22 protein-coding genes are annotated in these 23791 nt (G+C 72.2%); 7 read left to right on the top strand and 15 right to left on the bottom strand.

What is annotated here, in order from left to right; all coding sequences use genetic code 11:
* Nucleotides 1–23: 23 nt before the first annotated feature.
* Entirely contained in the window at nucleotides 24–194 is a 171-nt protein-coding gene (locus ACMGFG_RS11765; protein ID WP_436909692.1) for a hypothetical protein, read from the top strand.
* 189 nt (nucleotides 195–383) lie between these two features.
* Here ACMGFG_RS11765 and ACMGFG_RS11770 read toward each other — a convergent pair whose 3' ends face one another.
* Together ACMGFG_RS11770 and ACMGFG_RS11775 are read right to left on the bottom strand one after the other, a co-directional pair.
* Entirely contained in the window at nucleotides 384–1475 is a 1092-nt protein-coding gene (locus ACMGFG_RS11770) for a M24 family metallopeptidase (protein ID WP_436930522.1), read from the bottom strand.
* 74 nt (nucleotides 1476–1549) lie between these two features.
* Nucleotides 1550–3013 carry a methyl-accepting chemotaxis protein gene (locus ACMGFG_RS11775; protein WP_436930523.1) on the bottom strand — a complete coding sequence of 488 codons (1464 nt, stop codon included), beginning with the start codon at nucleotides 3011–3013 and terminating at the stop codon, nucleotides 1550–1552.
* Between the two features lie 226 nt (nucleotides 3014–3239).
* On the opposite strand from ACMGFG_RS11775, the gene trpD reads away from it, so the two are divergent.
* The 5 genes from trpD to ACMGFG_RS11800 all read left to right on the top strand — a co-directional run bounded on the left by trpD (nucleotide 3240) and on the right by ACMGFG_RS11800 (nucleotide 8639).
* Nucleotides 3240–4265: an anthranilate phosphoribosyltransferase gene (gene trpD, locus ACMGFG_RS11780; protein ID WP_436930524.1), complete on the top strand. Its 1026-nt coding sequence runs from the start codon at nucleotides 3240–3242 to the stop codon at nucleotides 4263–4265.
* Complete coding sequence (locus tag ACMGFG_RS11785; protein WP_436930525.1) at nucleotides 4262–4981, top strand: phosphoribosylanthranilate isomerase; 720 nt, start codon at nucleotides 4262–4264, stop codon at nucleotides 4979–4981. Before trpD ends, ACMGFG_RS11785 begins: the two co-directional genes overlap by 4 nt.
* Nucleotides 4978–6702 carry an anthranilate synthase component I gene (trpE, locus tag ACMGFG_RS11790; protein ID WP_436930526.1) on the top strand — a complete coding sequence of 575 codons (1725 nt, stop codon included), beginning with the start codon at nucleotides 4978–4980 and terminating at the stop codon, nucleotides 6700–6702. The genes ACMGFG_RS11785 and trpE overlap by 4 nt, the downstream gene beginning before the upstream one ends.
* Entirely contained in the window at nucleotides 6699–7322 is a 624-nt protein-coding gene (gene trpG / locus ACMGFG_RS11795; RefSeq protein WP_436930527.1) for an anthranilate synthase component II, read from the top strand. Before trpE ends, trpG begins: the two co-directional genes overlap by 4 nt.
* A 456-nt stretch (nucleotides 7323–7778) precedes the next feature.
* Nucleotides 7779–8639, top strand: a complete 861-nt coding sequence (locus ACMGFG_RS11800) for a mechanosensitive ion channel family protein (RefSeq protein WP_436930528.1) — start codon at nucleotides 7779–7781, stop codon at nucleotides 8637–8639.
* A 38-nt stretch (nucleotides 8640–8677) separates the two neighbouring features.
* Here ACMGFG_RS11800 and ACMGFG_RS11805 read toward each other — a convergent pair whose 3' ends face one another.
* The gene (locus tag ACMGFG_RS11805) at nucleotides 8678–9043 is read right to left on the bottom strand and encodes a DUF5658 family protein (protein WP_436930529.1); all 366 of its coding nucleotides are present in this window, start codon (nucleotides 9041–9043) and stop codon (nucleotides 8678–8680) included.
* A gap of 100 nt (nucleotides 9044–9143) precedes the next feature.
* Here ACMGFG_RS11805 and ACMGFG_RS11810 point away from each other — a divergent pair, with 100 nt between their 5' ends.
* Nucleotides 9144–9911: an SDR family NAD(P)-dependent oxidoreductase gene (locus tag ACMGFG_RS11810; protein WP_436930530.1), complete on the top strand. Its 768-nt coding sequence runs from the start codon at nucleotides 9144–9146 to the stop codon at nucleotides 9909–9911.
* Nucleotides 9912–9977: 66 nt separating this feature from the next.
* Here ACMGFG_RS11810 and ACMGFG_RS11815 read toward each other — a convergent pair whose 3' ends face one another.
* From ACMGFG_RS11815 to ACMGFG_RS11870, 12 genes are all read right to left on the bottom strand, one after another.
* On the bottom strand, nucleotides 9978–10172 hold the full coding sequence (locus tag ACMGFG_RS11815) for a DUF8029 family protein (RefSeq protein WP_436930531.1): 195 nt from the start codon (nucleotides 10170–10172) through the stop codon (nucleotides 9978–9980).
* A gap of 56 nt (nucleotides 10173–10228) precedes the next feature.
* A complete protein-coding gene (locus ACMGFG_RS11820) occupies nucleotides 10229–10864 on the bottom strand; it encodes an IS6 family transposase (RefSeq protein WP_436930532.1) in 636 nt (211 codons plus the stop codon).
* 137 nt (nucleotides 10865–11001) lie between these two features.
* The gene (locus tag ACMGFG_RS11825) at nucleotides 11002–12069 is read right to left on the bottom strand and encodes a Gfo/Idh/MocA family protein (RefSeq protein WP_436930533.1); all 1068 of its coding nucleotides are present in this window, start codon (nucleotides 12067–12069) and stop codon (nucleotides 11002–11004) included.
* A 62-nt stretch (nucleotides 12070–12131) separates the two neighbouring features.
* Complete coding sequence (locus ACMGFG_RS11830; protein WP_436930534.1) at nucleotides 12132–13322, bottom strand: DHH family phosphoesterase; 1191 nt, start codon at nucleotides 13320–13322, stop codon at nucleotides 12132–12134.
* A 150-nt stretch (nucleotides 13323–13472) separates the two neighbouring features.
* A complete protein-coding gene (locus ACMGFG_RS11835; RefSeq protein WP_436930535.1) occupies nucleotides 13473–14378 on the bottom strand; it encodes an SDR family oxidoreductase in 906 nt (301 codons plus the stop codon).
* The gene (locus ACMGFG_RS11840) at nucleotides 14378–14800 is read right to left on the bottom strand and encodes a DUF5791 family protein (RefSeq protein ID WP_436930536.1); all 423 of its coding nucleotides are present in this window, start codon (nucleotides 14798–14800) and stop codon (nucleotides 14378–14380) included. Before ACMGFG_RS11840 ends, ACMGFG_RS11835 begins: the two co-directional genes overlap by 1 nt.
* A 110-nt stretch (nucleotides 14801–14910) precedes the next feature.
* On the bottom strand, nucleotides 14911–18120 hold the full coding sequence (locus ACMGFG_RS11845; protein ID WP_436930537.1) for a DUF7286 family protein: 3210 nt from the start codon (nucleotides 18118–18120) through the stop codon (nucleotides 14911–14913).
* Nucleotides 18117–19004, bottom strand: a complete 888-nt coding sequence (locus ACMGFG_RS11850) for a DUF7284 family protein (protein ID WP_436930538.1) — start codon at nucleotides 19002–19004, stop codon at nucleotides 18117–18119. The genes ACMGFG_RS11845 and ACMGFG_RS11850 overlap by 4 nt, the downstream gene beginning before the upstream one ends.
* A complete protein-coding gene (locus ACMGFG_RS11855; protein ID WP_436930539.1) occupies nucleotides 18995–19387 on the bottom strand; it encodes a DUF7285 family protein in 393 nt (130 codons plus the stop codon). Before ACMGFG_RS11855 ends, ACMGFG_RS11850 begins: the two co-directional genes overlap by 10 nt.
* Complete coding sequence (locus tag ACMGFG_RS11860) at nucleotides 19365–19841, bottom strand: DUF7283 family protein (RefSeq protein WP_436930540.1); 477 nt, start codon at nucleotides 19839–19841, stop codon at nucleotides 19365–19367. Before ACMGFG_RS11860 ends, ACMGFG_RS11855 begins: the two co-directional genes overlap by 23 nt.
* Nucleotides 19842–19875: 34 nt before the next feature.
* Entirely contained in the window at nucleotides 19876–21651 is a 1776-nt protein-coding gene (locus tag ACMGFG_RS11865) for a type II secretion system protein (protein WP_436930541.1), read from the bottom strand.
* Nucleotides 21651–23603 carry an ATPase, T2SS/T4P/T4SS family gene (locus ACMGFG_RS11870; protein WP_436930542.1) on the bottom strand — a complete coding sequence of 651 codons (1953 nt, stop codon included), beginning with the start codon at nucleotides 23601–23603 and terminating at the stop codon, nucleotides 21651–21653. The genes ACMGFG_RS11865 and ACMGFG_RS11870 overlap by 1 nt, the downstream gene beginning before the upstream one ends.
* Between the last annotated feature and the right edge of the window lie 188 nt (nucleotides 23604–23791).

Consider the following 23791-nt stretch of genomic DNA (forward strand, 5'->3'; position numbering starts at 1 on the left):
TGCACCACTGTATTAGGAATATAATGCCCGAGTGCCCGAACTGCGGCGAGCGCATGAGCCACAACGACGAGACGACGAAGCTGACGGAGTACGTCTGCGCTCGCTGCCACCGGACGGAGATCGTGCGAAAGCCCGCCTACCGCGTGACGGCCGAGGCGTCGGCGGCGGCCGGCGCGGTCGCCGACGACGACTGACCGAAGGGGGATCGTGCCGGACCCGGGACTCGTTTTCCGCGTTCGCGCCGCTCACGAGCGACAGCACTGCCGTTAGAGAATGACTGCAGCGGCGAGAGTGACCGTGGCAGCGAGCGCGACTGCGGCGGAGAGAGAGAGGACGGGTGGCGAGCGCGACTGTGGCGGTGAGAGAAGACAGGTAGCGACCGCTCAGCGGTGGAGGACGGCGTGGCGCTCGACGGTGGGGCCGTCGCCGACCGGTTCGACCGTCTCGGTCGGCCAGTCGCCGGTGGCCGTCAGGGGTTCGATCCCGTCGTCGGTGACGAGGTGGGTGTCCTCGCTCTTGGCCCCCTGGACCGTCGGGTTGTAGGCGTAGGTCATCGGGACGTGGACCGACGCCGCCGAGTCGGGCGTGCCGAACCACTCGCGGCCGGCGTAGGCGGCGGCGCCGCCCTGGTGGTGGTTGCGCCACTCGCCCTCGTAGCCGACCTCGGCGTAGGCCTCGGCGATGGCGTCGAACACGTCACCTGCGACCCCGCCCTGGCGGCCGACGCGCTGTGTCGCAGCGAGGGCGCTGGCCTCGACGCGCATCGCGGCCTCGGTGCGCTCGTCGAGCCACTCGGGCGCGTCGAAGGCGACCGAGCGGGTGATGCTGGCGTGGAGGCCGTCGCGGACCGCGGTGACCGAGACGAGCGCGTAGTCGCCGAGTTCGCTGTCGCGGGTCGTGTAGTGGCGGTACTTGCGCGTGCGCTCGCCGCTCCCGACGAGGACGACCGGCGAGTCGACCCCGCGGGCGAACAGCCGGTCGCGCAGGCGGCCGCCCACCTCCCGTTCCTCGTCGTCGGCGCTCGCCTCGCGGACGACCGACTCGACGACCTCGGCCACGTCGGCGCCGAGCGACCGGAACCGCTCGACGTCGGCGTCGGTCAGCGGCTGGCGGAGGTCCGTCGGGTCGACTGATTCGAAGCCGGGCACGTCGAAGTCGGCGGCCGCCGGCGTCGGGCTGGACGCCGCGACCGCCTCGGGGAGGGCGGCCTCGTACCACTGGACGGTCTCGACGGTCGCGTCGTCGGGGAGTTCCTCGTCGACGAGCCGCCCCGCCTCGATGTTGTCGGTGACGACGGTGAGGCCGTCGCCGTCGTAGCCGGCGGCGGCGACCCCGACATCGGCGGCGCGGTCGACGACGTTGTTGCCGCCGGTCAGCCACGCGAAGGAGGGAGGGCGGGCGAACCAGACGGCTTCCAGGTCGTTGTCGGCGAGATACGCGTCGAGCCGCTCGCGGACCGCGTCGGTGTGGGACATGGACAGTACTGCTCGACAGTGGGAGTTAAAGCCGTCGCGAGCGGCGAGAACGTGGGCGAAGGCCGGACGGCCGATCAGTCGGTCTCGTAGCGCTCGAACAGCGCCGAGAGCTGCTCGGCGCGCATCGTGAGCATCTTCGCGTTGACGTACATCTCCGAGAGCGCGAGGTTCTGCTCCTCGGCGATGGCGGCGACCTGCTCGGCCTCCTCGACGTTGTCCTTGCTGGTCTCGGCGGCCTCGTCGGCGATGGCGGCGACCTCCTCGGAGGAGGCGGCCTGGTCGTCAGTGGCGTTGCTGATCTCGGTGACGCCCGAGGCGGTCTCCTGAACGTTCTCGAGGATCGACTCCAGGGCGTCCAGCCCCTCGCCGACGGTCTCTTTGCCCTCGTCGATGGTCGACTGCATCTCGGTGATCTCCTCGACGGTCTCGTCGGTCTGGTCCTGGATCTCGCCGATGAGGCCCTCGATCTCGTTGGTGGCGTCCTTGGTCTCCTCGGCGAGGCTCTTGACCTCGTCGGCGACGACGCCGAAGCCGTTGTTGTTCGCCCCCGCGGAGGCGTGGGCGGCCTCGATGGAGGCGTTCAGCGCGAGGATGTTCGTCTGCTCCGCGATGTCGTCGATGAGGTCGACGATCTGGCCGACCTCGTCCATCCGCTCGTCGAGTTCCGTGACCGTCTCGACCACGTCCTCGATCTGGTCCTGGGCCTCGTCCATGGTGTCCCGCGCCGAGCGGCCGGCCTCGATGCCCTCGACCGTCGACCGTTCGGTCTGGTCGGCCATCTCCTTGACCTCGTCGGAGGAGGCGGCGATCTCCTCGATGGTCGCGGACATGTCGGACATCTCGTCGGAGATCTGGGTGATCTGCTGGTGTTGCTCGTGGAACACGTCGGCGATCTCCTGGACGCGCCGCGCGACCGTCTCGCTGGAGTCGGTGACCGCCTCCGTCGCGGTCGTCACCTGCTCGGAGGAGCCGACGACCTCCTCGCTGAAGCCGGCGGCCGCCTCGAACGTCTGCTCGAAGGTGGCGGCCATCTCGTTGAACTCCGCCGCGAGCGCGGCCAGCGCCTCCGGGTCGTCCTCGGCGTCGAGCCGCTGGGTCAGATCGCCGTCCCCGAAGGCGTCCAGCGCCGTCTCCACCGCTCGGACGCTGCCGTCGTAGTCGACGGGCGCGTCGTCGGCCGTCTGGATCCCGCCGTCGGGCGTCGCCACCGGCGGCGCCGCAGGACGCGCCTCCAGCTCGGCCCGGAGGTCCGCCAGGTCCGCCTTCGCGTCGTCCAGCCGCTCGCGCAGGTCGTCGCGCTCGCGTTCGGCCTCGGTCAGCGCCGTCTGGAGGTCCCGGCGCTCGCGCTCGCGCTCGTCGAGCCCCCGACCGATCGACCGATAGGCGTAGACGAGTCCACCCGCGGCCGCGAGGACGCCCAGCCCGCCGAGCACCGGCCACAGCCCCGGCGCGACCAGCAGGACCACTGCCTGATAGAGGGCGTGGGCGAACTGCCCGCCCAGCGCCGCACCGATCCGTCGCTTGAGGGTCGGTCGCATATCCCTACGGTATACTGAACTCTCATATAGTCCCTCCCCCCGCGATACAAACTTTGAGAATGGGATCCGCCGGCTGTCCCCGACTCGGATCCCCCGAGCCGCTCCGGGACACCGCGCCCGGACCGGCGCCGTGGCGCGACCCCCGACTCCCCGTCGCCACCCGACACCCTTAAGTGAATGTACTGATTCGTACATCGTAGAACTAAACCGTCCATCGGTGATACACATGGAAGCATACATCGAGGCAGTCACGAACGGGGAGGACCTGACGCTGGAGGAGGCCCGCGAGGCGGCGACGGCCGTCTTCGAGGGCGCGACGGAGGCACAGATCGGCGCGCTGCTGGCGGCCCTGCGCGCGAAGGGCGAGACGGAGGCGGAGATCGCCGGCTTCGCCCAGGGGATGCGCGAGGCCGCCCGCACCATCGACCCCGACCGGGCGCCGCTGGTCGACACCTGCGGCACCGGCGGCGACGACTACGACACGATCAACGTCTCGACGACCAGCGCCATCGTCGCGGCGGGCGCGGGCGTCCCGATCGCCAAGCACGGCAACTACTCCGTCTCCTCGTCGTCGGGGAGCTCGGACGTGCTGGAGGAGGTCGGGCTGGACATGGACACCGCGCCCGAGGCCGTCGAGGCGACCATCGAGGAGGCGGGCATCGGCTACATGCACGCCCCTGCCTTCCACCCAGCGATGAAGGCCGTCATCGGCCCGCGCCGGGAGGTGGGGATGCGGACCATCTTCAACGTGCTCGGCCCGCTCACGAACCCCGCCGGCGCCGACGCGCAGGTCATGGGCGTCTACGACCCCGACCTGGTCCCGCTGATCGGCCGCGCCGTCGCCGAGATGCCCGTCGACCACGCGCTGATCGTCCACGGCTCCGGCATGGACGAGATCACGATCCACGACGAGACGGCTGTCGCGGAGGTCGAGGACGGCGAGGTCACGGAGTACACGGTCACCCCCGAGGACCTCGGGCTGGAGACCCACGACATCGAGGCGGTTTCGGGTGGTTCACCCGAGGAGAACGCCGAGGACCTGCTGGGGATCGTCGAGGGCGACGTGCGCGGCGCCAAGCGCGACATCATCCTCGCGAACGCCGGCGCCGCCGTCTACGTCGCCGGGAAGGCCGACTCCCTGGCGGCGGGCGTCGAGGCGGCCGCCGACGCGATCGACTCGGGCGACGCCGCGGCCAAGCTGGACGACCTGCGGGACGTGAGCGCCCGCGTCGCCGCCGACGGGGGCCGATGAGCGACGCGAGCGGAGCGGGCGACGAGCACTCGGCGGCTACGGTACCTGGCGGTCCAGCCGCCCGAGTCAAGGTCTGCGGCGTCACCCGCGAGTCCGACCGGAAGGCTGTCGTCGCCGCGGGCGCCGACGCAGTGGGCGTCATCTGCGACGTGCCCGTCGACACGCCCCGGGAGGTCGATGCGGACACCGCCGCCGACCTGCTCGCGGGCGTCCCCCCGCTGGTGACCGGCGTCCTCGTGACGATGCCGACGACCGTCGAGGAAGCGGTCGCCCTCGTCGAGGCCACCGAGCCGGACGCCGTGCAGGTCCACGGTGGCCTCTCGCCGGGCGAACTCGGCGCGCTCGGTCGCCGGCTGAGCCAGGATCTGGTCGTCGCGGTCGACGCCGAGAGCGACGATATCCGGGACTACGCCGAGTCCGCCGACGCCCTGCTGGTCGACTCGGTCGACGCCGCGGGGGGCGGCGGCACGGGCGAGACCCACGACTGGGACCGCACCCGCGAGGTCGTCGCCGACCTGAACGTGCCCGTGGTCCTGGCCGGCGGGCTGACGCCGGACAACGTCGCCGAGGCGGTCGAGACCGTGCGCCCGTTCGGCGTCGACGTGGCGACGGGGGTCGAACGAGTCGAAGACGGGACCCGCGTCGGCGGCGAGAAGGACCACGAGGCCGTCCGCTCGTTCGTCGCCGCGGCGCGGCGGCGGGGGGTGGCCGCGTGAGCGACCCCGGTCCCGGAACCGACTTCGGACTCGAACCGTCGAAGGCGGAGTTCGTCGAACTGGCGGACACCGACGGCGACGACCCGGTCGTCGTCCGCGCCGCGGTCGAACTGGACACCGACCTGGAGCCGCTTGACGCCTACGCCGCGCTGTCGGGTCGGACCACCGACATCGAGGCCGCCGACTACACGTTCCTGCTGGAGAGCGCAGAGAAGGTCGCCTCCAGCGACCCGGACGGCGCGTTCGCGCCGACGACGGAGGACCGCCACGCCCGCTACTCCTTCGTCGGCTACGACCCGAAGGGCGTCGTCACCGTCGACGCCGACGGCGCGACCGTCGAGACGTTCGACGACCGCTACGACGAGTTCTTCGACGCCAACGGCGGCGACACCCTCGACAGCGTCCGCGGCGCGATGCCCGATGTCGAGCGCAGGGGCTTCCCCGACATGGACCGCGAGCACTTCGAGGGCGGCCTCGTGGGCTTCCTCGGCTACGACGCCGTCTACGACTGCTGGCTCGACGAGGTGGGGCTCGAACACCCCGACTCCCGGTACCCCGACGCCCAGTTCGTCCTCACGACCTCGACGCTGGTCTTCGACGAGGTCGAGGGCACCGTCTCGCTCGTGTTCACGCCGATCCTCGAACCCGGCGACGACGCCGCCGCCCGCTACGAGGAACTCGAAGCCGAGGCCGAACGGGTCGCCGACCTGCTGGCGGGCGCCGCCGACCTGGAACCCGGTGGCTTCGTCCGCGAGGCGGAGACGGCCGGGCCCCAGGACGAATACGAGGCGGCCGTCGAGACGGCCAAAGAGCACGTCCTCGCGGGGGACATCTACCAGGGCGTCATCTCGCGGACCCGCGAACTCTACGGCGACGTGGACCCGCTGGGGCTCTACGAGTCGCTGCGGTCGGTCAACCCCTCGCCGTACATGTACGTCCTCGACTACGACGGCCTCTCCATCGTCGGCGCCAGCCCGGAGACGCTGGTGGCGGTCCGCGGGGACCGGGTCCTTTCGAACCCCATCGCCGGCACCTGCGCCCGCGGGACGAGCCCCGTCGAGGACCGCCGGCTGGCCGGCGAGATGCTCGCCGACGGGAAGGAACGCGCCGAACACACGATGCTGGTCGACCTGGCGCGCAACGACGTGCGCCGCGTGTCCGAGCCCGGTTCGGTGCGGGTCGAGGAGTTCATGAGCGTCCTCAAGTACAGCCACGTCCAGCACATCGAGTCCACAGTGACAGGAACGCTGGCCGACGATTCGGACGCCTTCGACGCCGCGCGGGCCTCCTTCCCCGCCGGGACGCTCTCGGGTGCCCCGAAGATCCGCGCGATGGAGATCATCGACGACCTGGAACTGTCGCCCAGAGGCCCCTACGGCGGCGGCGTCGGCTACTTCACCTGGACCGGCGACGCCGAACTCGCCATCGTCATCCGCACCGCCACGGTCGAGGACCTCGACAGCCGCTACGGCGTCGACGTTCCCGACGAGGCCGCCGACAGCGCCGACCGCGTCACGGTTCAGGCCGGCGCCGGCATCGTCGCCGACAGCGACCCGACCAGCGAGTACGAGGAGACCGAACAGAAGATGCGCGGCGTCCTCGACGCGCTGGAGGCCATCGAGGTCTCCGAGGCCGAGGGCGCGAGCGAGGGCGGGGACGCGACGGACGACAGGGAAGCGGAACCTGGGGACGCCGCCGAACCCGGGGAGGTGTCCCGATGAGCGCCGACCAGCGCGAGCGCGCCGACCAGCGCCAGGTGCTGTTCGTCGACAACTTCGATTCGTTCACCTACAACCTCGTCGAGTACGTCAGCGAGCACGCTGCCACCGAGGTCGTCCGCAACACGGCCTCGCTGGACGACGTGCGGGCGGCCGACCCCGACGCCATCGTCATCTCGCCCGGGCCCGGCCACCCGAAAAACGACCGCGACATCGGCGTCACCAACGACGTGCTGACCGAGATCAGCCCCGAGGTGCCGACGCTCGGCGTCTGTCTCGGTCTGGAGGCCGCCGTCTACGCCTACGGCGGCGAGGTCGGGCGCGCGCCCGAGCCCATCCACGGCAAGGCCTTCCCCATCAGCCACGACGGCGAGGGCGTCTTCACCGGGCTCGACCAGGGGATCCGCGGCGGGCGCTACCACTCGCTGATCGCCACGGAGGTCCCCGACTGCTTCGAGGTGACCGCCACCACCGAGGCCGAGACGGCGGATGGCGACACCGTGGACCTGGTGATGGGGATCCGCCACCGCGACCACCCTATCGAGGCCGTCCAGTTCCACCCCGAGTCCGTGCTCACCGCGGTCGGCCACGACGTGATCCGCAACTTCCTCGACGGCGTCTGAGTCTGTTCTGTTTCTGGTTCTCCGCGCTCGCTCGGAATCAAAGTGACTGCAGGCGACAGCAGGCGCTGAAAGCCCTCGCCGCGCTCGCGGTCGCTGAGCGGGATATCTTCGCTCCCTCCGGTCGCTCAGATAGTGGCCCGCTCAGACGACTATATGAACGCGAGCGCGCCTCGCCCTTTCAGTCCGCCAGGGACAGCACGGCACCGCGACCGTAGACGGCCACACACCTCCCCAGCCGATTCGCTCGTTCGCTCCGCTCACTCGCTCATCCCTCGCGCGGTGCCATCGCGCGCATGAAAGCGCGCGACAGCGCGCGCCACCGCACCTCGGCCGTGAACGGGTGTCGGAACGGATACGGCGGAAGAGCGGCCCAGCGGCGGGGAACCGCTGGACGAACCACCGGTTGCGAGCGACTCGCGTGGCCACCTTTACCTGAGTGCCGTCGTTCGTACCCCTATGACGCCCCTGCAGTCGCTCTCGCAACTGGGCGCGGAGTACGTCGCGCTGGGCTGGCAGCTCGCGGAGTTCGCGGCCGTCACCGTGGTCGTCTACCTGGTCGGGCGGCTGGTCGTCGAACCGCTGGCGCGGCTGGCGCTCGACCGCTGGACCCTGGAGCCGACGCTGGAGCGGGCGCTGCTCAAGGTGCTCGGCGTCGCGGTGGTCGTCGTCGCGCTCGCCGCGGGGGTCGCGGCGGCGGGGTTCACCGCGCTACTGGGCGGGTCGGCGCTGGTCGTCGCCGCGCTGACGCTGGCGGTCGGGTTCGCCGCCCAGGACGTGCTCTCGAACTTCGTCGCCGGCCTGTTCATCGTTCAGGACCGCAACTTTAATATCGACGACTGGATCGAGTGGGACGACCGCGCGGGGTTCATCGAGGACATCGGGTTCCGCGTGACCAGGGTCCGTACCTTCGACAACGAGACGGTCACGGTCCCGAACACCGAGCTCGCGACGACCGCCGTCACCAACCGGATGAGCAACGAACAGCTGCGGATCTCCTACGCGTTCGGCATCGGCTACGCAGACGACATCGACGAGACGACCCGGATCCTCCTCGACGTGGCCGACGACCACGAGGGGATCCTCGACGACCCCGAGCCGTCCGTGCGCGTCACGGACCTGGCCGACTCGGCCGTCGTCCTCCAGTCGCGGTTCTGGATCGACAGCCCCGACCGCGAGGAGTTCTCGGTCGCCCGCTCGACGTACATCCAGCGGGTCACGGAGCGCTGTGCCGACGCCGGCATCGACCTCAGCACGACCACCAAGCACGAGCTCTCCGGGGAACTCGCCGTCCGGGACCCGCCGGCCGCCGACCCCTGAGGGCGGGTACCCGGTGGGCGCGGTGGGGCGTACGCCGGTCACACACCCAGGACTGCGATTGCGTTGTGGACGACCACCACCGACGTGACGGCCGCGAACAACCCGAGAAAGACGGCGGCGTTCCGGTCGGAGAGAACGGACCACCCGGCGACGAGCCAGCACATCGCCGCGAACTTCACCGTCCACAGTCCCGCAGGTCCGAACGAACCGACCGCGGCTCTCACGACGGGGTTGCCCTCCGGCAGGCCGCCGGCCAGCCCGGCCATCGTCAGCACGATGTCGGCCGCCGTCGTCGCGAGGATGAACGCCCACAGCGCGGCGTGCGTTCGGGTCATGCGCCGCTCGCGGCGACGGACGAACAGCCGCTCCTGGCGGTCGCCCCGGACAGGTGGCTCCGAGCCCATCACCGTCACCTTCGGCCCGACGACCGTAAGTCCACTCCCGGAACCGGCCCGTTCGGCCCCCTCCCGCGAATTGAAGGCGGGCGGGTCCGATCGACCGGCCATGACAGTGCTGGACCGGTTCAGGCTCGACGGCGAGACGGCCGTCGTCACGGGCGGCAACCGCGGGATCGGGCGGGCCATCGCCGACGGGTTCGCCGAGGTGGGGGCGAACGTCGTGGTCGCCAACCGCGACGGCGAGTCCGGGCGGACGGCCGCCGAGGCGATCGCGGCGGAGACGGGCGCGGAGACGCTCGCCGTCGAGACGGACGTGACCGACACCGACGACGTGGCGGCGATGGTCGAGGCGACGGTCGACGAGTTCGGCGACGTGGACCACCTCGTCAACAACGCGGGGATCGTCCACCACAGCGCCGTCGAAGACAAGTCCGTCTCGGAGTGGGCCGAGACCGTCGACGTGAACCTCACCGGGGCCTACCGCTGTGCGAAGTACGCCGGCGAGGTCATGAAGGCCGGCGACGGCGGGACGATCACGAACGTCTCCTCGATGTCGGCGTTCGTCGCCAACTACCCGCAACACCAGGTCGACTACCAGGCGTCGAAGGCCGGCCTGGAGGGGTTCAAGACCCAGCTCGCCTCGGAGTGGGCCGAACACGGGATCCGAGTGAACAATATCAACCCGGGTTACGTGATTACGGACAACATCGTCCACGACGAGGAGACGCTGGAGACCTGGCGCTCGGAGATGCTGGTCGAGGAGTTCGCCGCGCCCGAGGACATCGCGCCGCTCGCGGTCTACCTCGCCAGCGAGGCGGCGTGGTACGTCACCGGCGAGTCGGTCGTCATCGACGGGGGCTACACCGTCAGGTGACGCCGGCGACTCCCGCTCGTGCGGGCGACCGCCGTTGCGTCGACTACCGCGCGGGCGACCGCCGCCCTACAGGACGGTGAAGCCGAGGACACTCAGGATGTACAGCGTCCCCACGATGATGATGCCGATGATCACCAGTCGCCAGGCCATCGACAGCAGGAACCGGCCGATCAGGATGATCGCCGCCAGCAGGACGAGGACGCCGAGGATCCCGACGGGTTGGGTGAGAACGTCCAACTGGAGCGCCAGCGCGTTGAGCATACCCGGTAGACGCTCGCCCGGCACCATAAGCTTCCGGGCCCGTCCGCCGGCAGTGTTCAGATAAGCCGATTCCATGCGAACGCGAAAGAGCTAAGCCAGTCGTCGGCGGTTGCCGGATCGACGTGACTGAAACAGTTTGAGAACGAATTGGTTCGGCGTTTTACCTCACGAAAGACACGTTCGACGCTGTTGCGATTTCCATGGCGTTCATATCTGAAATCGAGGCCGTGTCGGTGACATGCTTCTTTCAGCGGGGTGGCGTCGTCAACGAGAAACACGGCGTCGTCGACGTCGTGTTTCTCGCGGAGTTCACCGAAGAACATCTCGGCGAGAGCGTTCGTTCTCGTCGGTTCAAGCTTCGTATGGAGCAATTCGTTCGAATCGGGATCGACGGCGGCGTACAGCCAGTACTGCCCGTCGTCGATCCGGATCACGGTTTCGTCGACTGCAACGTGATCCGGTGATCGACCAGTCTGGGGCTGTAGATCGGCCTTGTGAACCCAGTTGTGAACGGTCGAACGAGCACGACTGACACCGAATACCTCGAGAAACGAAACAGTATTCGAAAGCGAGAGTCCTGCGAGATGCAACTGAATACTGAGCTTCATCAGCAGCTGCGGTGTCGCTTCGCGTTCAACAAACTCTAAGTCGATCTCGTCTAAACATCTGCCGAGGCGGTCGTTTTCGGGCATAGAACACTCAGAAAACGAACCGCCTCACTTTTCAGCCTTATCTGAACACCGCCCGTCCGCCGCTCGTCTGACGGACGAGCGGCCGGCTCGACGGTCGATTTTCGGCCGCTGGTCTCCGGAAGGCCGGAGTCGGAGGGTCAGCCCTCGTCGGCGGGTTCGGGCGACAACTCGCCCGATTCGACCATCGCTTCCAGCGGGTTGTCGTCGATCCGCAGGGGGAGCTCCACCCGGCCGCGCCGTCGCGAGGACTCCCAGGCGGCGAAGATCACCTCGGTCACCGACAGCGCCCGCCGCGCCGAGAACTCCGGCTCGACGCCGTCGCGCAGGCACTCGACGACGTGGTCGATGGCCGGGGGGACCGCAGCCGCGTTGTCGACGCCCGAGACCAGCGACTCCCAGCCCTCCCCGTCCCGGCGGACCCGCGCCTGCGGGTCGCTCCACGGCGTCACCTCGACGACCCCGTCGGTGCCGTACAGCCGGTGGTGGACGCCGACGCCGTCCTCGCCGAAGCCCGTCGTCGCGATGCCCTGGGTCCCGTCGGCGTACTCCCACTGGACCAGCCCCTGGTTCTCGTTGTGGGCGCCGTACTTGACGTGCTCCTCGCGGTAGTCGACCTGTCCGATGACCCACTCGACGGGCGCCTCGTCGGCGTACATGTGCGCCAGGTCGATGTGGTGGGTGCCGTTGTCCAGCAGGGTGCTCGTCCCGACCTCGACCCGCTGCAGGTCGCCGATGACACCTTCCTCCAGCGCCCGCCTCGGCTCGCGCCACACCGGCGAGAACCGCCGCTGGTGGTTGAACGTCAGTTGAATCTCGCGGCGACTGGCTTCCTGGGCCATCAGTCGCGCGTCGCCCCACGTCGTCGCCATCGGCTTCTCGCAGTGGACCGCCTCCGGGACGCCGCTGGCGATGCAGTCGAGGACGATCTCGGCGTGGGTCGGCACGGGCGTCGATATCGAGACGATATCGGGCTCGGCGGCGTCGAGCATGGTCTCGTAGTCCTCGAAGGTCCCCGCGTCGTCGATGTCGAACTCCGCGGCGAACGCTTCGACGTTCTCGCGGACGATGTCGGCGGCGGCGACGATCCGGCAGTCGTCGCGCTCGCGGTACCCCTCGGCGTGGCGGTAGGCCATCGCCGCGCTCTCGCCCCACACCGGGTTGTCCGGCTCGGGTCCGGTGCCGACGAACGCGATGTCGTAGGTCATACCCGGCGGTGACCCCGCCGGGGCAAAAGTCCACGCCTCCCGGCAGGCTGGTCCGACTCGGCCTATATCTCGCCGGCCATGGCGTCGAACAGCCGGTCGACGAACTCCTCGCGGTCGAGGCCGTCGCCGGGCCCCAGCCCTTCCATGTGCTCGACGGAGAGCTGGCCGCCGCCCATGCGGGCGTGGCCGCCGGCGTTGGCCATGGGGATCTCGTCGACGACGGCCCGCAGGGTCTTGCCCATGTGGACCCGGTCGTCGCGCGAGCGACCGGAGAGGTGCAAGGTGTCGCCCTTCTGTCCCATCACGACGACGGCGGTCACTCCCTCCAGCTGGCCCAGCTCGTCGGCGGCCTGGGGGATGGCGTCGGCGTTGGACACCTCCCCCACGTCGGCGACGGCGAAGGCGTTGCGAACCGACCGCTGGTTGATCGCGCGGGCCTTGACCTCCAGCACCTCGGCGTCGACCTGCGGGTTGGCGATGCGGTCGAGCCGGTCCTCGTCGATTCCCTCGTAGAGGTAGGCCGACGCCTCGAACTCGGCGGCGGAACAGCCCTTCGTCAGCTGTTTCGTGTCGGACTGGATGCCGTAGAGCAAACCCGTCGCGGTGTCCGAGGGGAGGATCCGGTCGGCGTCCTCGGCGACGTCGCCCTCCTCGTCGGGGCCGACCGGCTCCCAGTCCTGCTGGCGCAGGTACTCCGCGAAGATGCTGGCACAGGAGCCGTGGTCGGGGCGCACGTCGGTGAACTCGTCCCCTTCCCCGTCGCCGGGGTGGTGGTCGACGACGGCGAACGGGTCGACGGAGTCGGCCCCGGCGAACCCGCGGGGTTCGTTGTGGTCGACGAGGACCACCTCGTCGGCCAGCAGGTCACTGGCGGTGTCGACGCGGTCGAACTCCAGGTCGAGGACCGTCTCGAAGGCGCGGTTCTCCTGGTGGCGGATCTGCCCCGGGTACTGGAGGTGGGCGTCGACGCCGGCCTCCTCGGCGAACTCGCCGACGGCGAGTGCCGAGGCCATGGCGTCGGGGTCCGGGTTGGGGTGCATCAGGACCGACACCTCCTCGCGGTCCGCGAGGTGGCCGACGAACTCCGTACCCGGCGTCCGGCGCAGCCGCCGGACCCCCCACCAGAGCGCGACGAGCACGACGAGCAAGCCGACGACGGCGGCCGCCAGGACCAGCGGGTCCTGCTCGGCGACCGCCGCGGCGACGTCCCCGGGCGCGACCGCCCCGACGCCACCCGCGGCTGCGTGTGGCATACCCGGGCTGTCGACTTCGAGGGTCAAGTAGTTTCTCACTGTCCCTCTGTCGCCCGGATCGCCGAGTTTACCGGATCAGAACCACTGAAATTCCCGAGATCGATCGGGCGACTCGCCGACACCTCGGGCGCCGGATACGTTCGACCGGGCTCAGGCGGTCCCGTCGCCGTCCGCGAGATACGCGTCGACGGCCGCGCGGTACCCCTCCCGGTAGGTCGGGAACGCCAACTCGTAGTCCAGCCCGCGCAGTTTCCCGTTCGAGACGCGCTTGCTCGTCCGCAGCCGCCGCTCGACGGTCTCCGAGAGGTCCTCGTCGGCGAGACGGTCCTCGACCGTCCGCTTGGGCGGCTCGGGCTCGCCGCACTGGTCGGCCAGCCAGTCCGCGAACGCCCACTTCGAGACGGGTTCGTCGTCGACGACGTTGACGACCTCGCCGCGGGCCAGGTCCGCGTCGAGCAGGTACCGCACCGCACCCGCCGCGTCGTCGCGGTGGACCATGTTCAGGTACCCCTCCGTCACCGGGCCGTCGACGTACCGGGACAACCGATACCGGTCCGGGCCGTACAGCCCGGCGTACCGGGCGACCGTGCCGTCGACCCCGGACGCCGCGGACCGCTCGACCGCGATCCGTTCGGCCTCGGCGAGTACCTCTGTCTTCTCGGTGGTCGGCTCGATGGGCGTCTCCTCGTCGACCAAGTCGCCGTCGTGGTCGCCGTATACGCCTGTGCTCGACGTATACACGAACCGGTCGGGCGGGTCCGCGCGCCCGCAGAAGTGGTCGACCGCCGTCTCCAGGCCCTCGACGTACACCTCGCGGGCGGCCTCGGCGCCGCGGCCGCCGCTGCTGGCCGCGAAGACGACCGCGTCGGCGTCAGGGACCGCCGCCAGCGCGTCGGCGTCGGTCACGTCCGCCTGGACGCCCGCGAAGCCCGCGGACTCGATCGCCTCGACGCCCGATTCCGAGCGACGGACGCCGACGGCGTCGTGGCCCGCCGCGGTCAGCTGTCGGCCCAGTTCCAGCCCGACGTAGCCGCAGCCGAGGATAGCGACGCGCATTATCGAGCTTCGAGGAAGTGGTGGATCGCCGCGTACTCGGCGAGCGTAATCGGGTATCGGCCCTCCACCTTCTGCTGGATCTCCTTGGGATCCATCTCGTCGTTCAGCCCTGCCGCGACGGCGTCGACGTCGACGACCGCGGTAGTCATCCCCATCAGGAGGATGTCTAGCGCTTCGGCCTTGATCGTCTCGCCGTCCGGGCGCTCGGGGTCGGCGGCCAGGACGGCCGCCGCGGCCTCCAGCGTCAGCTCGGGTTCCTCGCCGGCCGCGACGGCCGCGACGACCTCGCGGTCGATCCCCGACCGCGAGACGACGGTGTCGACTCCCACCGACTCGACGGTCTCGGCCAGTACCTCGCCGTACGCGCTGCGCAACTCCTCGGCCGACCGCTCGGCCGCCGACTCGAACTCGCCTCTGAGCATACTCCTCCTTCGGGGTCGGCCTACAAGTCAGTGTCACTCTCGGTCGCTCGGTCGACAGGTCCCGGGGAACCGGAGTACACGCCCGGTCGGGAGTGCGGACACCGCCCCGGTTACGGGTACGGACACGGCTCGGCCGATCCATCGTCGGACCGACCCACAGGCGTGCAGCTCGACCGCGCGTTTCCGCCGGTCTCGCCGGTCGAAAGCGGATACGTCTCGCCGGTCCAGGGCCGTTCCCGGGGGTTCGGACCGGGCCTGGGCCACCCGGCCGACTCCTCAACCATGTTGCCGTCGATGTCACCGACGCCGGTGCCGCCGGGCGGGACGACCACCGTCACCGCCGTCCGCGACGTGAACCGTACCTTCGACGAGCGCCCCAGCGTCTCCTGAACGCCGTCCCCGTCGAGGTCCAGCGTCGCGTTCCCGCCGTCGCGGACGTACTGCAGCGACGCGTCGCCGACGGCGGGCGTCCGGCGGGGCACCTCGACGGCGAAGCGGGCGTACTGTCCCCGGACAGTCACCGACCAGACGTTGGTCGTCGCGACCCAGTTGCCCAGCGGCGGCGCCAGCGGCAGCCCGGCCGGGATCTGGGTTATCGACCGGTTGAGTCGCTTCGCGGCGGCCGACGAGATCTCCGACCGCACCTGCCGCCGGACCCGCTCTTTCACGACCGCGGTCGCGCCCGTGACCGCCGGCCCCGAGACCTTCCCACGTTTCGACTCCAGCGCGTCGTAGAGCGCGGTTCGCAGCCCCAGCCGGACCCAGTCGCGCCGGATCGTCGACCACTCGCCGCCGGTCCGCCGGACCGCGGCGGCGACGACCGGGTCGACGACCGACCCGTTCGTCATCGCGAGCGCCCGCGCGTCGAGCGCCGGCCACCGGTCGAGTCCCGCCTCGACGATGGCGTCGTGGTCGGTCGAATCGTTGCCGACGCCGGCGTCCGCGAGCGCCGTCGCCAGTTCCCCCTCGACTGCCTCGACCGTGTCGTTCAGCTGCTCTCGCAGGCGGTCGCGGCGCTCCCTGACGGTGGCGTTCGGCCGGTGCTCCAGCGTCCGGTTGGCTGCCCGGAGCGCCCGCGCCGCCGTCGAGAGCCGCTGCTCGCGGCTCGTCCCGCCGGGCAGGAGCGCGTTCAACACCACGTCCGTCGCGTCGCCGTACGGGACCGAGAAGTAGTTGACGTTCCGGGCGGTCAGCGGGTGCGTGGCGTTGTCGACCGCCGCGACCTGCCCCGGCGTGACCTTCGCGAGCGTCAGGTACGGCGGCGCACCGTCGACCGAGTACTCCAGGTCCGGCCCGTCGCTTCCGCCCGGTCGCACTCCGGCGGCCCCGCTCGACCCGCCTTCCGGGCCGGCGTCGCGCCCGTCGGCCCGGCGAGCGTCGTAGCCCGACCGTAGCCGCGACAGCGACGGCCCGCCGACGTCCTCGATGGCGTTCGCGAACGCGTTCCCGCGCTCGGCCCGCTCGTCGGCCCGCTGTTCCAGCCGTCCGATCACGAGCGAGAGGTACCGTCCGCGGACGGCCGCCCGGGCCTTCGCAGCGACGCTGTCGTACGCGGGCGGCGCGTCCACGAGTTCGGCCCGCCGCGCGCTCAGGTTCGCCGCGAGTTTCGCCGCGGGCGTCGCCTCGTGAGTGCCCATCCGCCCGCGGGAGACGGAGACGGACGCTTCCCGGAGCGTCCGCCGCAACCCGATCAGGTCGCGGTGGGCCCACCGCGCCACCTCGGCGGGCCACTGGCCGCCGATCCGCGTCGTCCCCTCGGGAAGTCTCCCCCGGGCCGCGCGGCGAGCCAGGCCGTCTGGGCCGCCCGCGAGTTCGACCGCGTCGCGGACCTTCGGCGGTACGTCGGCGAGGTTCGGCCCGCGGAACCGACCACTCCGCTCGTGGACCGACGGGATGGGGTGGGCCGGAGCGTGGGGCGTCGGCGCGTGGCGACCGACGACAGCGACCCGGACCCGCTTCGTCTCGGTGCTCGTCCGGGTCGTCGCGTTCAGCGAGCCGTTGTGGTGCCACACGGCTTCTCGCTCGTGGCGCAGCCGCACGGTCCGGACGTACGTCTCCAGCCGGTGGTACCCCGACGGGTCCGAGACGGGCGGGGCGCGGCTCGCGTTCGACACCGCCACCACGTCGGTGTCGGTCGACTCGACGCGGAACTGCCAGTCGTCGCCCGCGGGCGGGCCCGGCCGGTCGGGCGTCCCGCCGGCGACCCGCTCGGTCGCCGCGAGCGTCCGGATCCGTGCCCCGAACACCGAGTCGACAGTCCCGTTGATCCCGTCCGCACGAACGAACTCGCGGAACGCCCTGTCGGCGGAGAGGCCCACCGAGACGGTCACGGTTTCGTTGGGGGCGGGCGCGTCGGTTCCGCCGGCGGCGAGCCCTGGCACGCCCGCCCGTTCAGTGGGTCCGCCCGCGGCCCGGATCCGCTCCTGCAGGAGCGCGCTCGTCGCGGGGTCGCTCCGGCCGGCCGCCGCGACGACCTTCTGGAGCCCGACGCGCGCGATGGCTTTCGTGAGCCCCCGTCGGCCGTCGGGGTCGCTCTCGCCGAACGTCGACCGCTGGACGCCCAGCATCGCCCCGTTGGTCAGCAGTTCGACGTGGCGGTTGGCGACGACGTTGTCGATGGGCGCGCCACCGTACTGGGCGTAGCCCCGGGCCCAGGCGACGGCGTAGAGCCGGGCGGTCAGCCGCTGGCCCAGCCCCGGCTTCGTGACCCCGCGCTTGAGCCGCTCCTGGTAGGTCTCGACGCGCTCGTGGACGGCCAGTACCGGCGTCGGGACGACCACCGAAAAGGAGACCCGGTCGCTCCCGACGACCCGACCGTTCCGCGTCGCCTCGACGGTGACGTTGGAAACCTCGGCGCGGAGCTCCGTTCCGTCGGGACCCGCTCGCTCGACGCTGACCCGGGTCATCGCTTCCGCCAGTGCGCCGGGTGTGGGTGTCGAGGGCAGCGACGCCGACGCCCGAACGCCGCGGTGGGTGCGCGCGACCGACCGCAACCGCTCCCGCGCGGCGAGGTAGATCCGGATCTTCAGCGCGTCCCTGAACGCCGTGTCGGGGTCGAGCAGTTCGCCCCACCGATTGTTCGCCGGCGCGACGACGGGGTCGCTGGCCGCTGCGACGCCGGCCTCGGCGACGGCCGTCCGGAGGGCCGCGCGGGCGTCTGCGGTCGTCCGCTCGACGGCCAGGTCGACCGCCGGTTCGGGCGTCGGCTGCGGGCGGTCGACGGCACTGGCGAACAGCGCGCTCGTCAGCACCAGCAGGACGCCGACGAGCGCGAACGGGACGCGCCCGCGCCGCCCGAGTTCGAACCCGCGCCGGCTCATCCGGACCACGTCCTGACGACGACCCGAACCTGATGGGCTCGCACCGCTTCGGCCGCGGCGGCCGGCGAGTCGTACCGTCGTCGCAGGTCGGTCGCCAGCCGCTTCGCCAGCCCGCTGGAGAGGCGTTTGTTCGCCTGATCGACGTGCCCGGGCGTGAGGAACCTGGCCGTGTCGACGCCGAGAGCGGCCGAAGCGTGCCGGTAGCGGTGCGCGACCAGCGCGCGGTCCGGCCCCTCGCTGTAGAGGGCGTCGCGCGTCTGGCCCGGCGGGAACAGGTCGGCGACGACCGCATCGGCCAGCACGCCCGCGACGCCGTCGAAGCCGTTCGCCCGCGCCGCCCGTTCGGCCGGTCGGGTGACGTTCGGCAGGCCGCTTGCGGCGGCGACCGTCGCGACCGACACGTCGGCGTCCCGCGGCGGCGCTTCACCGACCGCAAACGACGAACGCAGCGTCGCGTCCGGGTACGGGCGCCAGGTCACCGCGACCTGCACCGTCGCCTCGCGAGTGTACAGCACGCGCTCGGTCGCGTTCCGCGCGCCGGCCCGCAGGTCCCCGCCCATCCCGGTGAGGGAGGCGCCGCCGAGCGACGGGTCGGCCAGCGCGGCCGCCGCGAGCAACTCGGTGCGCGTCCCCGCGGCCGTCCGGTCAGCGGTGACGGTCACCGTGTCGTCGCCGTCCAGCAGCGCCGACGACGGGACCCGGGCCGAACGGGTGTAGGTCACCTCGGTCGTGGTCGTCGCCAGCAGGTCCGCCGTCTCCTCGGCGACGCGGTCCCCGCCCGGGGCTCGCCGGTCGCCGACGCCCGCGAGCGTCCCGACGGCGACACCGACCAGCAGGACGAACAGCACCGTATCGAGTGTCGTGCTCGACGCTCTCAGGTCCATACGCGCACCTCCAGCCGAGCGGGCGCGACTTCGCCCGGACCCGTGCGGACGCTCACCCGCCGGGACGCGGTGTCGGCGACTTCGGGTGCGGCCGGGCCGGCCCGTTCCGTCCGCCCCCCGAAGTCGAGGGTGGCGTTGATCCGGTATCCGTCCGGGCCGCGGTCGAGCGCGGCGGCGAGGCGACCGGGCCGGGTGACACCGCCGGCGGTCAGCGCGCGCTCGACCCGGTCGGCGGCCGCCTCGGCGTGGTTCCGGTCGACGGGACCCGGGACGTTCGCCTCGAAGGCCCCGGCGTAGAGCGCGAGTGCCAGCGCGACGACCACGACCGCCACGACCGCCGCCAGCGGCTCGGTCTGGGCCTCACGCGCCCACGAGCGTCGCATTCGTGTCCCCCCAGGTCACCCGTCTGACGAGCAGCCGCTCCGGCGCGGACCGCCACGACGGCTCCGTCGTCCGCGAGCGGTCGAGCGCCCGTGCGAACGTCGCCTCGCTGCCGAACACACGCTCCGGTGGGATCCCGCGGAGGACGCGGCGGAGCCGGTCGCCGTCGCCGCCGACGGCGGGAACGACCGGCCCGTAGGCGAGCGACGCGTGCGCGTCGCCACCGGGACCGCGCAGGCCGACCCGGTGGGCGCCGATCCGGATCTGTCGGGCGTCGAGTGGGTGTCGGGCCGTCGCCTCGTGGGGGCTGGCGGCGACGCTGTCGACAGTGCGGGCGAGCCCGGTCGCGTCGGGCGGCGGCGCGGTCGGGACCCGCAGCGCGAGCCCGAGTATCCCGGCGCTCACGATTGCGAGCCCGAGCCAGACGTGCGTCGATTCGACGGCGGTGTCGAACATGGGCCGGCCTGGTCGCCCGTTCCGGTATAAAGGTTCAGACCAGCCAGCCCGTCCCGACGAGGCCGGCGACGAAGACGGCGCTGGCCAGCGAGAGCGCACGGCCGACCCGGTAGCCGACAAGCGAGCGGTCGAGACCGCGTTCCAGCCCGGTCGCGAGGACCGTCAGGATCACGGCGAGCGCCATCACGTACGCGCCGATGGCGAGTCCCAGCGCCGCGGGAGAGACGGCAGCCGTCAGCGGGCCGTCCGTGCTCATCTGTTCGGCCAGCGTGATCGTCGCGCCGCCGACGAGCGGGCCGAACACGGCCGCCGTGTTGGCGAGCGTCGACGTGACCCGCTCCAGGTCCCGGCGGATCGTCCGCTCGACGCCCTGCAGGTCGTCGAGGTGGTCGGCCATCGCGACGACCGCCGGCCCTGCTGGCCGGCCCTCCGAGGCGGCGACGGCGAGCAGCTCCGCCGTGCTCCGCGCGCGCTCGCTGGGCACCGTCGCGAGCGCGCCGTGCTCGCCGAGAAAGGACTCGCGAACGCCCGCCCGGACCTGTCGCTGCTGGCGGACGGCGTCGGCGAAGACCTCGCCGGTCGCCGAGTCCAGCAGTTCGACCGCGTCGTCCAGTGCCGCCTCGACGGAGCGGCCCCGGTCCACCTCGCGGCCCACGAGATACAGCGCGTCGGGCAGCCCCGACTCGACGGCGGCGACCCGCTCGCGGACGGCGGTCATCGGCCGGTATGCGACGACGAGGCCGACGCCGAGGCCGGCAGCCGGTGCAGTGACCAGCGCCGCCCACGGGGCCGCGACCCGGGTGACGACGAGCCAAGCGCCCGCGCCGGCCGCCGCGCCGGCGACCGCGGCGGGCCACCGGCTGTCGGGCACGTCGGGGTGCGACCAGGAGACGGGTGCGGGCGGGAAGGCGACGGGGCGGCGGGCGAGCAGCCAGCCGCTGGCGACCACCAGTGCGGCGGGCAACAGCAGGTCGTAGCCGACGACGACCGCCGCGAGCGGGACCTCCAGGCCGACAGTGCCGGCGGTCGGGAGCAGGGCCACGAGCGCCAGCGGCAGGAGGACGCCGAACGCGTAGAGCGCGGTCGCCGGTCCCTGGACCCCGGCGGCGAACTCGGCCATCGCCTCGCGGGTCCCCTCCAGTGTCACGTCGAGCGCGCCGTCCAGCGCCCGCTCGCGCTCCTCCGGTTCGGCCGAGCCCGCCGACTCGACGAGGGTGAGCGCGCGCCGGAGCGCGGGGAACCACTCGGCCCACTCGTCGGCGAACGCCGACAGCCCCGACCGGCCGGTCCCGCGCGCCCGCCGGACGTGCGCCGACAGGCTCCGCGCCAGCCGCCCGTCGCTCGTCTCGGCCGCGAAGGCCGCCGCCGTCTCGGGCGTCGGTGCCAGCCGCATCCGCAGGACCGCGCTGGAGACGAGCTCCGGTGCGGTCCCGAGCGCGCGGGTCCGCCGGGCGGTCGCCAGCCCGCGGGGCAGGTACCGCGCGGCGGCCGCGACGGCGAGCCCGACCAGCAGCGCCGCGGCGACGGCGACCGACGGCGCTCCCAGGAGCGGAATCAGGGGAACCGCGACCGCGACGGCGGCGACGACGCCGGCACCGTCGGCCGCCCGAAGGACCGTCTCCGCGTCGAGGTCCCACCCCAGGAAGTCGACCGCCCGTCCGAGTTGCGGGTCCGTTCCGGGGTCCCACGGTGCGACCGCGGCGAGCGTCTCGACGGCTGCGACGAAACGGTCGTCGCCGTCGCGAGTCCGAGGCGGTCCGCTCTCCGGTGCTCGCGGTGCCCGCCCGTCCGCGGATCGGCGCCCGGACATCACGCACGCTCCCCGTCGACCCGCTCTCGTTCGACCCGTGCCCGCTCGACTGTCCCGGGATCGGTCCGGCCAGTTTCGGCGAGGCCGTCGAGCCACTCACTCCGGGCGGACAGTTCGTCCCGCAGGTCGGCGTAGCTCTCCGCCGGCCGCGTCAGCGCGGCGACCAGCCGGCTGTTGCCCCGTTCGATCCGGTCGGTCGGCGCCAGGCCGTCGCCGTCGCGCTCGTAGAGCGTGACGAACTCGACCGACGCGGTGGCTGCGTCGGCGTCCGCCGCTCCGCTCGCGTCCCCGCTCTCGCCACCGGCCCGCTCGACCTCCTCGATGGCGCGGACGCGGCGCTGGGTCCCGTCGGCGCTCTCGGCGGCTTCGAGCGTGACCAGCAGGTCGGTCGCCGCGAAGGAGCTCTGGGGGACGCCCAGGTCGGCGACGACCCGCTCGCGGACGGCCGCGCCGCCGTCGCCGTGGATCGTCCCGAGGACCGCGCCGTCGTTCGCGCCGACGCGCATCGCCTCGTACAGCGTCCCGGCCTCCTCGCCGCGGATCTCCCCGACCACCAGCGCGCCGCTGCCGAGCCTGAGCGCGGTCCGGAGCGCCTCGGTCGGTGAGGTCCCGCTCTCGTCGAGCGAACTGCGGAGCGCCTGCACGTCGCGGCCCTGCGACTGGAGCGCCTCCACGGGGAGTTCGGGCGTGTCCTCGATGACGACGCTCCGGGTCCCCGCGGGGACCTCCCACAGCAGCGCGCTCAGGCAGGTCGTCTTCCCGGCGCCGCGCGGGCCGGCGACCAGCCCGGCCGCGCCCCGCTCGACGGCGACCGAGAGCAGGGCGGCGGCGTCGGCGGATATCGTCCCGTTCGCGACCAGCGCGGGGAGCGTCCAGGCCTCCCGGTCGCCTGCCCGGAAAGCGAAGGCCACCCCGTCGCTGACGGGGTCGGTGACCGCGGCCACGCGCACCCGTCGGTCGCCCGTCGCGACCGCGGCGTCCAGCGTCGGGTCCGCGCCGGAGAACGCCCGGCCGCTCTCGCGGCGGAACCGCGAGGCCAGCGCCGCGGCCCCCGCCTCTGTGAGCCGGACGTTCGTCCGCATCGCCTCGCCGTCGACGCGGACCCGCAGGGGCGTCGCCGCGACCGGCGCGGTGGCGAACACGTCCGAGACCCGCGGGTCGGCGAACAGATCCGCGACGACGCCGTACCCGCGGGCGTGCTTGCGGAGGACGGCCGCGATGTCCTCGACCGGGTCGTCCTCGCCGGCGACCGCCCGGGCGGCCCGGCCCGGCGCCCGCTCGGCCCCCGCGACCTCGCCGCCGGCCAGCCGCTCGTAGGCCGCCGAGAGCGCCGCAGTCGTCGCCTCGTCGAACCGCGCCTCGACCGGTTCGAGGTGGTAGGTCGCCACCGCGTCGCCCGGTCGCTCGTAGATCCGGACGACCCCCCCGCCGTCGAGTTCCCGGCGGTCGCGCAGTCGCGCGTCGCCCGGCGGCCGCGCGGCGACCCTGGAGCGGCTGACGGTCGGCCCGACGAACGGCCGGAGCGCGTCCTCGTACCCCTCCGCACCGGCCGCGCCCTCGTCCAGTCCCGTCTCTGCGGCGATCCGTTCGACCGGACCGGCCCGCCCCGTCGCCTCCCGCGCCGCAGCGAGCGGGTCCCGCAGCGCCCGGTCGGCGAGTCGCTCGTCGCGGAAGGCGACGGCATCGGCGAACCGACCAGCCGCCGTCAGCAGCGCCGCGGCGTCGTCCTCGTACGCGCGGACCGTCCCGTCGGCGCGAGTCACGACCGTCTCGGCGTCCCGCTCGGTCAGCGCCCCGACGACCGTCTCGCGGCAGTCGGTCGCCGAGGCGAGCCGCCCGCCACCGGGGCAGTCGCTCGCGTCGACGACCAGCCGGTCGTCCTCGAACGAGGGGTCACACTCGCAGGCGTCCCCGTCGTCGCTCCCGCGGAGTCGAGACAGCAGTGCGTCCATGGCCCGCGGTGGTCGCGCACCCGTATTTCAACCTTCGCGTCCGACTACGATCGACACACCGAACGTCCGCCGAGCATCCGGCGCCGCAGGCGCCGGTTCTCCGGACGCGAGCGAACGGAGTGAGCGAGTCGTCCGGCTTTTTCACCCATGTTTTTCCACCCGGGTTCCCCGCAGGTCGCCAGCGGCGA

Origin of the sequence: Halosimplex halobium (genome assembly GCF_051414055.1) — an archaeon.
Classification (GTDB): Archaea; Halobacteriota; Halobacteria; order Halobacteriales; family Haloarculaceae; genus Halosimplex; species Halosimplex halobium.